Source organism: Clostridium sp. LIBA-8553, from assembly GCF_057782465.1.
This window is the reverse complement of sequence record NZ_CM173489.1, coordinates 666,704-679,521: the sequence shown is the minus strand read 5'-3', so window position 1 is coordinate 679,521 and position 12,818 is coordinate 666,704. Positions and strand designations below refer to the sequence as shown.

General features: G+C 27.7%; 11 protein-coding genes. 1 reads left to right on the top strand and 10 read right to left on the bottom strand.

The annotated features are described in order from the left end of the window. Window positions 1-61: 61 nt before the first annotated feature. Window positions 62-1,243: a cation diffusion facilitator family transporter gene (locus AC2JAQ_RS02855; protein ID WP_488457812.1), complete on the top strand. Its 1,182-nt coding sequence runs from the start codon at window positions 62-64 to the stop codon at window positions 1,241-1,243. Window positions 1,244-1,342: 99 nt separating this feature from the next. On the opposite strand, the gene AC2JAQ_RS02850 is transcribed toward AC2JAQ_RS02855, so the two are convergent. The 10 genes from AC2JAQ_RS02850 to AC2JAQ_RS02805 all read right to left on the bottom strand — a co-directional run bounded on the left by AC2JAQ_RS02850 (window position 1,343) and on the right by AC2JAQ_RS02805 (window position 12,647). Beyond that, window positions 1,343-3,187: an LTA synthase family protein gene (locus tag AC2JAQ_RS02850; protein WP_488457811.1), complete on the bottom strand. Its 1,845-nt coding sequence runs from the start codon at window positions 3,185-3,187 to the stop codon at window positions 1,343-1,345. Window positions 3,188-3,381: 194 nt separating this feature from the next. Continuing rightward, window positions 3,382-3,714 (bottom strand): EamA family transporter, encoded by a 333-nt coding sequence (locus AC2JAQ_RS02845; RefSeq protein WP_488457810.1) that lies wholly within the window; start codon window positions 3,712-3,714, stop codon window positions 3,382-3,384. Continuing rightward, entirely contained in the window at window positions 3,707-4,045 is a 339-nt protein-coding gene (locus tag AC2JAQ_RS02840) for an EamA family transporter (protein WP_488457809.1), read from the bottom strand. Before AC2JAQ_RS02840 ends, AC2JAQ_RS02845 begins: the two co-directional genes overlap by 8 nt. 9 nt (window positions 4,046-4,054) lie before the next feature. Continuing rightward, a complete protein-coding gene (locus tag AC2JAQ_RS02835; RefSeq protein WP_488457808.1) occupies window positions 4,055-4,690 on the bottom strand; it encodes an HAD family hydrolase in 636 nt (211 codons plus the stop codon). An 83-nt stretch (window positions 4,691-4,773) separates the two neighbouring features. Continuing rightward, window positions 4,774-5,688 carry a decaprenyl-phosphate phosphoribosyltransferase gene (locus AC2JAQ_RS02830; RefSeq protein ID WP_488457807.1) on the bottom strand — a complete coding sequence of 305 codons (915 nt, stop codon included), beginning with the start codon at window positions 5,686-5,688 and terminating at the stop codon, window positions 4,774-4,776. Between the two features lie 165 nt (window positions 5,689-5,853). Continuing rightward, window positions 5,854-7,662 carry an LTA synthase family protein gene (locus AC2JAQ_RS02825; protein WP_488457806.1) on the bottom strand — a complete coding sequence of 603 codons (1,809 nt, stop codon included), beginning with the start codon at window positions 7,660-7,662 and terminating at the stop codon, window positions 5,854-5,856. Window positions 7,663-7,887: 225 nt separating this feature from the next. Next, complete coding sequence (locus tag AC2JAQ_RS02820; RefSeq protein ID WP_488457805.1) at window positions 7,888-8,610, bottom strand: amino acid ABC transporter ATP-binding protein; 723 nt, start codon at window positions 8,608-8,610, stop codon at window positions 7,888-7,890. Continuing rightward, window positions 8,607-9,278, bottom strand: a complete 672-nt coding sequence (locus AC2JAQ_RS02815; protein WP_488457804.1) for an amino acid ABC transporter permease — start codon at window positions 9,276-9,278, stop codon at window positions 8,607-8,609. The genes AC2JAQ_RS02820 and AC2JAQ_RS02815 overlap by 4 nt, the downstream gene beginning before the upstream one ends. Before the next feature lie 34 nt (window positions 9,279-9,312). Beyond that, window positions 9,313-10,149: an ABC transporter substrate-binding protein gene (locus AC2JAQ_RS02810; protein WP_488457803.1), complete on the bottom strand. Its 837-nt coding sequence runs from the start codon at window positions 10,147-10,149 to the stop codon at window positions 9,313-9,315. A gap of 380 nt (window positions 10,150-10,529) precedes the next feature. Further along, on the bottom strand, window positions 10,530-12,647 hold the full coding sequence (locus tag AC2JAQ_RS02805) for a HelD family protein (RefSeq protein ID WP_488457802.1): 2,118 nt from the start codon (window positions 12,645-12,647) through the stop codon (window positions 10,530-10,532). Window positions 12,648-12,818 lie beyond the last annotated feature (171 nt).

Here is a 12,818-nt window from a genome sequence, read left to right as displayed (position 1 = left end):
AAACAGTATAATTACTAATATTAGATTCACAATTCAATATAAAAATGGAGAGATGATACTTATGTTTTCAAATTTTATAATAAAAATGTTCATTAAGGATTATAAAAATACAGAGAACGAAGATGTCAGAAGTGCATATGGGTATCTGGCCAGCATAATTGGAATAATTGTTAATATACTTTTATTTCTAATCAAATTTTCTGTTGGATTAATTTCAGCAAGTATAGCCATAACAGCTGATGCCTTTAACAACCTTTCTGATGCCGGTTCTTCTGTAATAACAATGATTGGTTTTAAACTAGCCAAAATGCCAGCCGATAAGGAACATCCATTTGGTCATGGTAGAATTGAATATATTTCAGCACTAATAGTTGCTTTCATGGTAATGCTAGTAGGTTTTCAATTTACAAAATCATCAATTGAAAGAATTATTAATCCCACACCTGTCAATTTTGAAATAATTCCTTTTATTCTACTTGTAATCTCAATATTCTTCAAATTTTGGTTGAGTAGATTTAATAAGCTTACAGGTGAAAAAATAAATTCATCAGCTCTTAAAGCTGCCTCAGTTGATGCTTTAGGTGATGTATTTACCTCAACATGTGTTGTTATATCATTTTTAGCTGCTAAATTTACCACATTCCCTATTGATGGATATATAGGTGTTCTTGTTTCACTTGCTATTCTTTACGCTGGATTCACTTTAATAAAAGAAACTATAAATCCACTATTAGGAGAAGCTCCCGACCCGGAACTTGCGAAAAACATTAGAGATATGGTTTTATCATATGATCATATTATAGGAGTTCACGACCTTATAATTCATAACTATGGTGTAGGTAAATGTATGGCTTCAATTCATGCTGAAATACCATCTGATATAAATGTTATGAAAATACATGATATTATAGATATGGCTGAAAGAGAAATTTCTAAAAAGCTAAAAATTTATTTAGTAATTCATATGGATCCTATCTGTTTAGAAGATGATGAAATAAAACAAGCTAAAGAAGAAATAGATAAAATAATAAAATATAATCCATTAATAGAATCAATGCATGATTTTAGAATCGTTGGTCATGGTGAAAAGAAAAATCTTATATTTGATGTAGTTGTAAACCCAGAAAAACTAAAAAAAGTTATGTCCGAAAGTGAATTAAAGAAAAGTATAATAAATGCTGTTAAAGAGACTCATCCACAATATAACTGCATAATAACTATAGATAGAGATTTTACTTGTTAAAAAAGAGTAGAAATGAGAACTCTCATTTCTACTCTTTTTAATTTTGTTTTAAATAAATTTTTAGTTAACTACTCCACTCCTATTAATGAAACATGAGTATTAATTATTTTTAAAGTAATCTGATCTTATTATCTTAGTTGATATATCATAAGATTGTTTAACGTGATTTAACTCATCTTGTGATTTAGCTTCTCCAGCTACTTCTCCACCTGGAAGCGGTGCTATATTTCTATTTGTATTTAAAAGATTTCTTCCGATTACATTTCTTAAACTTCCATCATTAACACCTAATAAATATGAAACTGTTGGCATAACATCTATAAGACCACCTTTAGTTTCTATTGTCTTTCCTTGTATTGATGGATTGTAAATTATAAGGGGTACTTTCTTTTCATCAAGCTTCCAATAGTTACCGTCAAAATTCACATCTTTTAATTGATCTTTATAGTATTTATTAGGACCTGCATGGTCTCCATATATAACAAATACCGTATCATCAAATCTACCTTCAGCCTTTAATTTATCCATAAACATCTTAATAGCTTCGTCTGTATATCTTACAGTTTTAAAGTATTGTCCTAAAAGAGTTCCTTGTATTTCACTTGGTACTTTTATTGTTGTATGCGCATCATCAATTTCAAAAGGACCATGATTTGTTAAAGTAACTGTAAATAGATAAAATGGTTGTTTTAAGCTTCCTGCTTTAGTTGCTAATTGTGATAAATAACTCTTATCTGATATTCCTAATCCAATTATTTCATCCTCATTAAAATCATATAAAGTATATGAATTTTGGAATTTTAATAAGCTATGATGAACTTCTCCCCAGTTCCAACTTCCAGCAACCTCAGGATGAGCTGAAACTGTAGTATATCCAGCCTTTTCTAATAAAGATGGAAGTGTTGTTAATGTTCTACTTGGGTATGCAAATGATGTTGCAGCATTAGTTACTGGTAGCATACCTGTATTAACCATTAAATCAGCATCTGAACTAAATCCAGTTAAGTTCTCTTCATAAATGTTAGGGAAATAATATGAATTCTTCAACATTGAATTTAATGTTGGGGTTATTTCTTGTCCATCTACTTTCTTGTTTATAACAAAATCTTCTAAGGATTCAACTTGTATAACTACTAAATTTTTACCTTTTAATTCTCCTTTGTACTGATTATCAGGTAAGTTTTCATAGTTTGCATCAAGCCAACTTTGTACTTCTTGCTTTTCTTGGTCACTTAATTTTATATCCTTATCAAGAACTAACGTCTTATAAATATCAAAGAAATGATATCCTAAAGGAGTAGCTCTAAAAATTCCACTGGTAGGTGTCCAAGCAACTCTTAAGAATCCCTTTTCTCCATTAGTTATATCTTTTACATCATATAAATAATATTTTCCTAATATACATCCACTAGGAACTAAGAATGTTAATAAAAATGCTATAACTCTATATTTAAGCTTACCGAAATACAAGTTTTTAGTATACTTTTTAAATAATATGTAAAGTATAGGTAACAATACTAAATCTATTACAAATAAAAGCATTCTACTTCTAAAAAATAGCAAGTCCTTATTTAAAGGATTAAATAAATCTGGATAAATTAAGAACTTTATTGATGGAAAAGTTCCATAAAGTCTGTAGTAAAGTAAATCAAAAATTAAAAGTGCTGAAATTCCAAAATCTACAATATATAAATATATAAATTTTCCCCATCTCTTAAATAAGAACCCAAAGCTTATGAATATTAGTGGAAATAAAAGATATATTAATTTATAGTCTATTAATCCATATACAAAACCTAAATTAAGCTCCATTCCACTATTACTCTTTAGCATTGTACAAAACACAGTAATTTTAAACACAAGTAAAAGATAGAATAGTATTTCTAAAGGAAAATTTTTAAAAAATCTACCTATTTTACTTAAAAAACCATTACTTTTTTCCATAAAATATCCTCCTTTTTTATTTTTAAATATAATTTATATCTATTTTAACTTAGCTAAAACAAATCTTAAGTTGATAAAACATATTAAACCTAGTTATAAAGTTTAATTCTCTATCAATATATAAATTTTAAAATACCATATTATTATTACATTTTTTCTATAAATAACCAAGTACAAACTTATATACTATTTAACTACATAGCTATAAAAATAGAACCTATTATTATTAAAATAGTTCCTATTATCTTATTTCTAGTTATTTTCTCTCCTAGAGCAATTTTTGATATTATCATTGTCCATATATATGTCATAGCAGTTAAAGGCAAAACAATACTATATGGTAAGAACTTAAGTGCTATTATATTCAAAAGTGCCGCACTCACATAAAATATTCCTCCAAGATAAACTCTCCAATTTAAAATAAGAGATAATAACCCATTTAAATTATCTGCTCCCTTTTTAAAAAAGTATCCACCTAATGCTCCTAAAAGAGTCATTATAGGGAATAAAAAATATATATTATTCACCTTCATCCCCCCTTGCTATGAATACAATTCCTATAATTATCACAACTATCCCTACAAATTGTAAAAGAGATATTCTTTCTTTCAAAAATAAAAATCCATTTATTAGAGCAAAAATATATCCTATACACATAAGAGGGTGTAAAATTGATAATTCACCAAATTTGAATGCTATTATCATTGTTAATGCTCCAACACCATAAAGAATAAACCCTAACAATATAATCCATATGCTCTTACTTACTCCAATTTTCCAAAAAAGTTGCCCAAACGAAGTACATAGAGCTGATATAATTATTAACAATATTCCCTTCCAAAGCTTATTTTCTTTCAAACTCTTCTCCTACTTCCATCTTAGTATTTCATAATCTAAATTCTTTTTATTATAATTTATTAAATATGCCTTTCCCACTAAATTAAACATAGGCAAATCTGAAAGAGAATCTGAATATGCTAAAGAGTTAGGCTTATCTATATAGAAATCTCTTTCCTTTAAGTATGAAGTTATTCTCCTTACCTTTTCCTCTCCTTTACAGTTCTCTCCATCTATCCTATTTATGTATCTATCATTTTCTAAATATAACTTCGTTCCTATTACTCCATCTACATAATCCTCTATTTCAAAGAACTTTAAATAACATTCAGGAGAAGCTGATACTAATAATATGTAATAACCCATTTTTCTTAACTTTTTAATTTCTTCTATAGCATCACTATAGACTGTAGTTTTTATCACACAATTATAAAACTGTTCCAAATCTTCATTACTTAAATAATTTAGTGTGTAAAACATATTTTCTTTTGCTTTTTTAGTATCAATAAATTTAAATTTATATGCAACCATCATAAAAAAAAGTTTTGGTAACTTCCATTTAGCTTTTGGATACTTACTTATAGTATACTTTAGTAGCTTAAACATAGAATCTCCCTTTATTAAGGTCTTATCAATATCAAACAAAGCAATCTTTATAGCTTTCATTTTTCTTCCTCACTTCTTAATTAAATATACAATTAGACTTTATATATCATAAAAATGGTACTCAACCAACCGAATTTAAACTATTAAACTATCCATAAAAGTATTATTACACTTGTAATTGCCCATAATATTACGTCAATTATTATACTTTTATCTGTTAATATGGTTTCGGTAGGACTACCCCCTTCACCTTTTTTCATACTTAAATATTTATATCTGAAAAGTCCATAAATAACAAAAACATTTGTTATCATCATGTAAGAAGTACTGTATGCTACAAATGTATACATGGCATAAGCTATTACAGTGCAAGTTAATGTAATATCTGAAAATTGCTTTAATAGTTCATCAGAATAATCATCTAATATTTTTCTATGCTCAGTAGCCTTTCCTTCTAATTTAATTATCTCATTTCTTCTTTTTTCAAACCCTAAGAATAATGCTATAAAGAAAGTACATAGCAATATCCATCCAGATAATAAAACATCAATAGCTACTCCACCAGCAATAACTCTTAATATAAATCCAAAAGCAATTGAAATAACATCTAATATTACTATATCTTTTATCTTAAATGAATAAAGAATATTGTTTATAAAATATATTACTAGTATAAAAAATAACTTTCTATTAACAAGAAAAGCACATATCATACTAAATGCTAGCAAAATAACTAAAGCTATCTCTGCCTCTTTTATTGATATAACTCTGCTTGCAATAGGTCTAAATCTTTTTTTAGGATGTATCCTATCTTTCTCTACATCTAAAATATCATTCATAATATAGACAGTAGATGATATTAAACAAAAAAGTATAAAAGCTATAACAGCATGAATATCTTTATTTAAATCAAGGAAACTATATGAAAAAATTAAAGCTCCAAATACAAAAAAATTTTTTATCCATTGCTTAGGTCTCATTAACTTAAATAAATTTACCCAGAAACCCTCTTGTTTAATATTTACCTCTTTATTATTATTTTTTTCTTTAAATTCCATTAAACGGCCTCCATTTATAGAACATTTGGTTTTTTCAAGTTTTACAACGATTAATATTATATCATAATTGTTTTGTTTATAGTTTACGTTTTTTACTAAAAAATACATATTTAAAAGCTATTAGTTAGATTATTATCAAAATTTAACTAATAGCTTTAAATTTTATTAATTATTCTTAAAATAATTACCTTGTATAACCATATCTGCAATATTAAATGATTTTTCTAAGTGTGATGTCTCTTCAGGAGTTGGTGTTCCTACTATTGTTCCATCATTTAATATAGTTGCATTTCTATTTGTATTTACTAAAACTCTACCCATTGATGTACTATCAAAGGCATCTCTGTTAAATCCTAAAAGATATGCTATAGTTGGCAAGAAGTCTATTTGACCACCTTCTTTTGATATAGTTTCCCCTTTAATACTTGGATTATATACTAAGAAAGGAATTTCTTTATGATCATCTTTCCACCAATCACCAGCTAATGGCGCATCTTTTATTTGATCTTCATAAAATTTATGAACTCCGCCATGATCCCCATAAAGCATTATTACAGTATTATCTAGAAGTCCTTCTTCTTTTAATTGATTTAAAAATTCTCCAATTGCTTGATCTGTATATCTTATGCTTTGGAAATATGCTCCTAACATATTGTTATTTAAATCCTCTGGCAAATCTAAATACTGTTTATCCTTAGGCATATCAAAAGGTCCATGACTTGTTAATGTTACTAAGAATGTAAAGAATGGTTGCTTTTGATCTTTTAGCTTATCTCCAATCTGTCTTAAATAAGATTCATCTGACATTCCAAGTCCTATTATTTCACTTTGATCAAACTGAGATGCATCCCATATTTCATCTGCATTAAATGCTTTATGAACTTCAGCCCAGTTCCAATTTCCTGGAACCTCTGGATGTGTTGAAATTGTTGTATATCCTTTATTTTCTAACAAATCTTGTAGGGTATTATATTCAGTCCATGGATAACCGAAAAATGTAGTTCCTTTTCTAACTGGTAGTATTGATGTATTAACCATTAAATCAGCATCTGAGCTTGTTCCTGAGTTATTTTGTTCCTTTATATTGTCAAAATATAAACTATTTTTTAAAAGCTTATTTATATTTGGAGTAATCTCCTGACCATACACTTTTTGACCTATAACAAAATTTTCAAGAGATTCAACTTGTAGAGCTATAAGGTTCTTACCTTCAAACATTCCTTTGTACTTATTATCTGGTAAGTCCTCTTTGTTTTCATTAAACCATTCTTTAATTTCATTTTTCTGAGCATCACTTAAAGTTTGTTCTCTATTTGAATAATAATAAATATCATATCCATGATATCCTAAAGGACTCATATCACTAATTGTTTGGAATGGTGCCCATGATATACTAAGGAAACTTTTATCAGATTTCCTTTCAATATCTATGTAATAGTGTGATACTCCTATTACTGTTGCACTTATTCCAAAGACACATATAAATGCAATCAATCTAGTTTTTATATTACTCTTATACTTTACATTTTTTAAGCCTGTAAAGTTATAAACTAAAAATAATAATATGAAATCTACTATAAACACTAAATCTACAGTAGCAAAATTAAATAAACTCTTTCCTACAGGATTAAAAATTCCTGGCGCAATTATGTGTCTTATTGATAAGAAAGTACCATTTACTCTGTAATACCAAATATCAGCTATGAATAGTAATGTTACTAAGATATCAATTACTATAGCTGACCACATTCTTCCTTTACCTTTAAACAAGTAAACAAAACTTGCTATTAATGTTACTATTGCTATGTGTCCCCACCAAGCTGGAGGAGTAAAATACATTGAAGATAAATTAATACTCGTAGATCCTGGTGTTCTAAGCATTGATAAAAGTAACATTGATTTTATTTGAAGTGTTATCACTAGGAAAATAAAAACCCAGTTACACTTAAAAAAGCTTTTTACTTTTTCCTTCATAAAATTTTTCCTCACTATCTTTATTATTTTAATCTTTACTCTCATTATTATAACATTTACAGTAAATTTTTCATCAAAAAAATACTTAATGTTTCCCTAAGGACTTAATTTTTTTCTTAGAAATACAAAAGAGAACATAAAGATTTGAATCTTTATGTCCTCTTTTTGTACTAATTAATTTATTTAAAAGATTAAATCTATTAAAATTTAATCTTCTAAAGGCTATTATAAAACTTTTGATAAAAAGTCTTGTGTTCTTGGATTTTTAGGATTTTCAAATATTTCATTTGGAGTACCTTTTTCAATTATTTTCCCTTCATCCATGAATAATATTCTATCTCCTACTTCCTTTGCAAACCCCATTTCATGAGTTACTACAACCATGGTCATTCCATCTTTTGCCAAAGACTTCATAACATTTAAAACCTCTCCTACCATTTCAGGATCCAAAGCAGATGTTGGCTCATCAAAAAGCATAACATCTGGTTCCATAGCCAAAGCTCTTGCTATAGCTATTCTTTGCTTTTGTCCTCCTGAAAGAGAATTAGGATAAGCATCTTTTTTATCTAAAAGACCTACTTTTTCTAATAACTCGTTTCCTTTTTTTATAGCATCCTCACTAGAGACCTTTTTTATTTTAGTCGGTCCTATAGTCAAATTTTCCATAACTGTTTTATGTGGGAAAAGATTAAATTGCTGAAAAACCATCCCCATCTTCTCTCTTATTTTATTTATATCAACATTCTTATTTGTTATATCTTCCCCTTCGAAGTTAATTATCCCTGAAGTTGGTTCCTCTAATAAATTTAAACATCTTAAAATTGTACTTTTTCCTGATCCTGAAGGACCAATTATAACAACAACCTCTCCCTTTTCTATTGTTTCACTTATATCTTTTAACACTTCATTTTTCCCAAAATTTTTATATAAATTACTAACATTTATCATACTTTACTCAACTTCCTTTCTACATAAGACATAGCTCTTCCTAAACTAAACGTCATAACAAAATAGAACATAGCGATAACAATAAGTGGCTCAAACCCTTTGTAGGTAGCCCCTGTTACTATCTTTGAGGAATACATAAGTTCTGCCACACCTATTGTAGATGCCATAGATGATTCCTTAATTATAGCAACGAATTCATTTCCTATGGCTGGAAGTATATTTTTTATAGCTTGAGGAAGTATTATAAGTCTCATAGCCATTCCTTCTGTCATTCCTAAACTTCTTGCCGCTTCTAATTGACCTTTATCAATAGCATCTATTCCAGCTCTTATTATTTCTGAAACATAAGCTGCTGAGTTTAATGAAATAGCAATAATACATGAAGTTAACACTCCTAATTGTATCCCAAATGAAGGTAATCCAAAATAAACTATATATATTTGTAATAAAAGAGGTGTTCCTCTTATTAATTCTACATAAACGCTAGAAATTATATTTAATATTCTAACTTTAAATATTGAAAATTTAGAGCGCTTCATAAAGCATAAAATTGTTCCTAATAAAGCTCCCAAAACTACTGTTATTGCTGAAATTATTAATGTCCACTTAGCACCTTCCAAAAACACTGGAAAATACTCTTTTAAAAAACTAAAGTCTAAACTCCCCATGTATATTGCCCCCTAATTATTAAAACTTTTATTACTAATCCTTCTTTTGATATGGAACTAATTCAATAGCATCATTTACAAGCTGATCCATTTTACCATCGTCTTTTAATTTTTTAATTGTAGCATTTACTTGGTCAACTAAATCCTTATTTCCTTTTTGTATTGCTATAGCTGATCCTCCCTCAGAATCTTTTATGACATTATCTGCAATAGCTAACTCTTCATTAACTTCAGTAGCTATTTTTGAAACTGGCAATTCTACTATTAAAGCATCAAGTTTTCCTGTTTTTAACTCTAAAATTAAAGTATTTACATTATCTAAAAGTTTAACATCTGCTCCTTCTATTCCATTTGCTATTTCAGCCTGTATAGATCCTATTTGAGCTCCAACTTTTTTGCCTTTTAAATCTTCAATGCTTTTTATAGAATCCTTATTGTTTTTATTTATTAAAATTCCTTGTTCTGCTTCATAATAAATATCTGAAAAATCTACAGCTTCTTTTCTTTTTTCATCAGGAGTTAATCCTGAAATTCCAAGATCAATAGCTCCACTTTTAACTGATTGGACTATAGCCCCAAAGTCCATTTCTTTAATTTCTAGATCAACGCCCATATCATTTGCAATTTCCTTTGCTATGTCTATATCAAATCCAACTATTTGGTCTTTTCCATCTTTCATTATATGAAATTCATAAGGCGCATAGTCTGCACTTAATCCAACGACTAGTTTTCCATTTTCTTTTATTTCAGTTATTTTTCCATTAGAATCACTTTCTCCCTTAGCAGCATTTGCCCCACATCCTGCTAAGCTTAAAGTTAACCCTCCGATTACAGCCATTGATAATATTTTTTTAAATAAATTTTTCTTCATATATATTCCCCCTAATATTCATTCGCTTATCGCTTTCTTTTGTATAATTATACGTTATTCGTGAATAAAAGTGCAATATATTTTTTAATATAAACATGTTTCTTTTCATCATTCTTTGATATTAAATTATTTTTATAGCATATATTTTATTAATACGTTTTGTTTTAAAAGGTTTTCTATGGTTGTTTAATTAATTTTAATGCATATTTTTTATAAATTCATTATAAGCGTATTCTGCATATTTTATGCGTTTTTATACATTTTATTATTATGTTAAAGTAAACTTATTGTTCTTATATCTATAACTTAAAAAAAGCTCTAAATAGAACTAGTAACGAAACACAATACTTTTCGTAATCTATTTAGAGCTTTTTGATAATTTATTTAATTTTTATTTCTTTTAATACATGAAGAGCTCTAGTACTCATTATATATTTTATTAGATCCTCATTCTCTTCATTTTCTCTACTATCAACGATTATAACCCCATCAAATTCTAATCCCTTTGCAAAGTATGATGGTATTATAACATTTCCACCTTTATATAGAACATCCTCATTGTCAAACTTAACTAAATGAACTTTATCACTAATTAAATTATAAACCCTCTCTAACTCTTCTTTATCTCTTGTTATTATGGCTATACTTTCTAATCCATCATTAGAAAACTCTCTTAAAGAATCAATAACTGCATCACCAAATTCTTCAGTGTTATTAAATTCTAACTCTTCTACAGGTTTACCATGTCTAACAAGTGGTATTATTCTATCTTCATTAAGATATTTATTTGCATATTCCATTATTTCATAAGTACTTCTATAACTTTTATTCAAGTTATAAATTTCTGGATTTATATCATCAAATATTTTTTCTAATTCCATCATTGGTGCTACATCTAAATATTTAACAAGCCTTTGATTGACATCTCCGACAATAGTGAAATATTTAGTTCCAGTTAACTCTCTCACAACTTTAAATTGAAGTGGTGAATAATCTTGTGCCTCATCTATAACAACATGTCTATACTCTTTAGAAGCTTTTTTTCCTTCTAACTTTATTGCTAAATAAAGCATTGGTGCTAGGTCATTTATTGTATATTCTTTTTTATCGCCATTAAATCTATCATATACATCTGTAATACTTTCTCTAGAAATCCAACTGTCTAATTGGGCTCTTGAGTCCATTACCGCTTTAACAATCTCTCTTATTCTTAATTTTCTTCTAAATTCTAAGTTATTTTCCTCAACTAAAAGTTCTTCAGCAGTTAGCTTTTCTCTTTCTTTTCTTAATTCTTCATTAAGTTCCCAAACTTTTTCATCTCTCTTATCTTTTATTTTAGATAATATTATTCTCTTAATTTTGTCACTTCTTCTGAATAAAGGCATATATTCATAATGTTTAGTAAACATTTCTTCTATCTCTTCTTTAGAAATAACTACTTCGTCAAAATATTTTACATCTTCAACATTAAAGTAGCTCTTATCCATATCTTTAACTAGATTATCTAAATCTTTAATTATTTCATATGAATTCTTATATGCTGCATCTTCTATAAACTCTTTGTCATTTGAAAGTATTTTCTCTAAATACTTATCAAAACTCATTATATATAATTCATCATCCATTTCTTTTAAAGCAAAACTAGCAAAAGTTTCTTGGTTAACTCCAACTTCACCAAGACTAGGTAATACTTGTGAAATGTATTCCATGAATATACTATTTGGTCCTAAAATAAGAACCTTATCTTCTAATTCTTTTCTATAGTTGTATAAAAGATATGCAACTCTATGAAGGGCAATTGTTGTTTTACCACTACCTGCTACCCCATTTACAATTATATTAGATGTTCTATCTTTTCTTATTATTTCATCTTGTTCTTTTTGTATTGTCATTATTACATCTTTAAGCTTATCAGAACTATTGTTGCTTAAAACCATTTGTAATATATCATCTTTTACGTCTATGGCAGAGTCAAATACACCCTTTAATTCTCCTTTTTTAACTATAATCTGTCTTCTTCCTTCTATATCACATTTTATAGGTCCATCTGGCGAATTATACGTAGCCTCTCCTAAGCTTCCATGATAGAAAAGTGATGCAACAGGTGCTCTCCAGTCAACAATAACCGGTTCATAACTACCTTCTGGAGTTACTCCAAATCTACCAACATATAAGGTATCTTTCTGATCAAACTCTAAATCATTAAATGTAACTCTTCCAAAATACGGAGAATTTTTTAATATTGTTAATTCCTTTAACCTTCTATCTATTGTAGTGAATGCCTGTTCCTTTACATATCTCTCATGATCAAAGTATTCTATTAATTTATCTTCATCGTCCTTATATTCATCAACTGCATTCTTTCTATAATCTAATATGTATTGTGTTACAAATTTTCTTTTATTTATATATGAAAGCATTTCCTCATTTAATATATTGGAAACGTCCTCTAATTTTTTCTCTTCAACTAAAAATTCTATATCTTTTTTATCAGTCATTAGAATCTTCCTTTCCTACTTTCTCTATTACATTATAACCAATTATAGCATTAAGATTTCCTTTAAACAAAAGTATAAATGAAAAGTTAAAAAGTGCATGAAGTATTTTTAACTTCATGCACATTTTATTATCATATAAAATCAAACTTTGTTTAAGTAGATGTTAATTTT

Excerpts from the sequence above, each read along its gene's own strand:
- AC2JAQ_RS02855 (WP_488457812.1), top strand. The coding sequence starts at position 62 with ATGTTTTCAAATTTTATAATAAAAATGTTCATTAAGGATTATAAAAAT.
- AC2JAQ_RS02850 (WP_488457811.1), bottom strand. The coding sequence starts at position 3,187 with ATGGAAAAAAGTAATGGTTTTTTAAGTAAAATAGGTAGATTTTTTAAA.
- AC2JAQ_RS02835 (WP_488457808.1), bottom strand. The coding sequence starts at position 4,690 with ATGAAAGCTATAAAGATTGCTTTGTTTGATATTGATAAGACCTTAATA.
- AC2JAQ_RS02830 (WP_488457807.1), bottom strand. The coding sequence starts at position 5,688 with ATGGAATTTAAAGAAAAAAATAATAATAAAGAGGTAAATATTAAACAA.
- AC2JAQ_RS02825 (WP_488457806.1), bottom strand. The coding sequence starts at position 7,662 with ATGAAGGAAAAAGTAAAAAGCTTTTTTAAGTGTAACTGGGTTTTTATT.
- AC2JAQ_RS02820 (WP_488457805.1), bottom strand. The coding sequence starts at position 8,610 with ATGATAAATGTTAGTAATTTATATAAAAATTTTGGGAAAAATGAAGTG.
- AC2JAQ_RS02815 (WP_488457804.1), bottom strand. The coding sequence starts at position 9,278 with ATGGGGAGTTTAGACTTTAGTTTTTTAAAAGAGTATTTTCCAGTGTTT.
- AC2JAQ_RS02810 (WP_488457803.1), bottom strand. The coding sequence starts at position 10,149 with ATGAAGAAAAATTTATTTAAAAAAATATTATCAATGGCTGTAATCGGA.
- AC2JAQ_RS02805 (WP_488457802.1), bottom strand. The coding sequence starts at position 12,647 with ATGACTGATAAAAAAGATATAGAATTTTTAGTTGAAGAGAAAAAATTA.